The sequence below is a fragment of the Paraburkholderia sp. SIMBA_054 genome (genome assembly GCF_046534875.1).
GTDB lineage: Bacteria > Pseudomonadota > Gammaproteobacteria > Burkholderiales > Burkholderiaceae > Paraburkholderia > Paraburkholderia hospita.
Map to the genome: position 1 here is coordinate 1 of NZ_JAWRXV010000152.1, position 2,162 is coordinate 2,162.

The following is a 2,162-nucleotide window of genomic DNA, read 5'->3' on the forward strand; positions in this document are numbered from 1 at the left end:
TTGGCAGCGTGGAATCAGGAACTTCGGTACTATATTTCCCTCGCCATCACAGCTCCGCCTTAATGGAAACGGGATTTGCCTCGTTTCTCATCTCACAACTTGGACGTGCACAACCAACGGCACGCTCACCCTATCCTTCTGCGTCCCCCCATTACTCAAACGGCGGGGAGGTGGTACAGGAATATCAACCTGTTGTCCATCGTCTACGCCTATCGGCCTCGACTTAGGTCCCGACTAACCCTGAGCGGACGAGCCTTCCTCAGGAAACCTTAGGCATTCGGTGGACGGGATTCTCACCCGTCTTTCGCTACTCATACCGGCATTCTCACTTCTAAGCGCTCCACCAGTCCTTCCGGTCTGACTTCACTGCACTTAGAACGCTCCCCTACCACTGATACCATTGGTATCAATTCGCAGCTTCGGTGGTGTATTTAGCCCCGGTACATTTTCGGCGCAGAGTCACTCGACTAGTGAGCTATTACGCACTCTTTAAATGATGGCTGCTTCTAAGCCAACATCCTGGTTGTCTAAGCAACGCCACATCCTTTTCCACTTAACGGATATTTGGGGACCTTAGCTGGTGGTCTGGGCTGTTTCCCTCTTGACTACGGATCTTATCACTCGCAGTCTGACTCCCAAGTATAAATCACTGGCATTCGGAGTTTGTCTGAATTCGGTAACCCGGGATGGGCCCCTAGTCCAAACAGTGCTCTACCTCCAGGATTCTCTTCTTGAGGCTAGCCCTAAAGCTATTTCGGAGAGAACCAGCTATCTCCAGGTTCGATTGGAATTTCTCCGCTACCCACACCTCATCCCCGCACTTTTCAACGTGCGTGGGTTCGGGCCTCCATTCAGTGTTACCTGAACTTCACCCTGGACATGGGTAGATCACCTGGTTTCGGGTCTACGACCTCATACTCATTCGCCCTATTCAGACTCGCTTTCGCTGCGGCTCCGTCTTATCAACTTAACCTCGCATGAAATCGTAACTCGCCGGTTCATTCTACAAAAGGCACGCCATCACCCGTTAACGGGCTCTGACTACTTGTAGGCACACGGTTTCAGGATCTATTTCACTCCCCTTCCGGGGTGCTTTTCACCTTTCCCTCACGGTACTGGTTCACTATCGGTCACTAGGGAGTATTTAGCCTTGGGAGATGGTCCTCCCGGATTCCGACGGAATTTCTCGTGTTCCGCCGTACTCAGGATCCACTCAGGAGGGAACGAAGTTTCAACTACAGGGTTTTTACCTTCTTTGACGGACCTTTCCAGATCGCTTCATTTCCCCCGTTCCTTTGTAACTCCATGTTGAGTGTCCTACAACCCCAAGAGGCAAGCCTCTTGGTTTGGGCTAATTCCGTTTCGCTCGCCGCTACTCAGGAAATCGCATTTGCTTTCTCTTCCTCCAGGTACTTAGATGTTTCAGTTCCCTGGGTCTGTCTTCCATACCCTATGTATTCAGGTAAGGATACCATACCATTACGTATAGTGGGTTTCCCCATTCGGAAATCTTCGGATCAAAGCTTACTTACAGCTCCCCGAAGCATATCGGCGTTAGTCCCGTCCTTCATCGACTCCTAGTGTCAAGGCATCCACCGTGCGCCCTTTCTAACTTAACCAAACTAAAAATTAAAAAATATGAGCTACACTGTTATCTAGTTTTCAAAGAACATACATTTATATATGAGAGATAGTTCTCTCAAAACTGAACAAAACGAAACACGGAAACTTATATTGATGAACAGCGTTCATCAATTCTCCATAGAAAGGAGGTGATCCAGCCGCACCTTCCGATACGGCTACCTTGTTACGACTTCACCCCAATCATCTGTCCCACCTTAGGCGGCTGGCTCCAAAAAGGTTACCCCACCGACTTCGGGTGTTACAAACTCTCGTGGTGTGACGGGCGGTGTGTACAAGGCCCGGGAACGTATTCACCGCGGCATGCTGATCCGCGATTACTAGCGATTCCAGCTTCATGTAGGCGAGTTGCAGCCTACAATCCGAACTGAGAACGGTTTTATGAGATTAGCTCCACCTCGCGGTCTTGCAGCTCTTTGTACCGTCCATTGTAGCACGTGTGTAGCCCAGGTCATAAGGGGCATGATGATTTGACGTCATCCCCACCTTCCTCCGGTTTGTCACCGGCAGTCACCTTAGAG

2 rRNA genes are annotated in these 2,162 nt (G+C 50.2%); both read right to left on the reverse strand.

Going from position 1 to position 2,162, the window contains the following annotated elements:
- Nucleotides 1-1,619, reverse strand: a 23S ribosomal RNA gene (locus SB822_RS54395); the annotation flags it as partial.
- A 146-nt stretch (nt 1,620-1,765) separates the two neighbouring features.
- A 16S ribosomal RNA gene (locus SB822_RS54400) occupies nt 1,766-2,162 on the reverse strand; the annotation flags it as partial.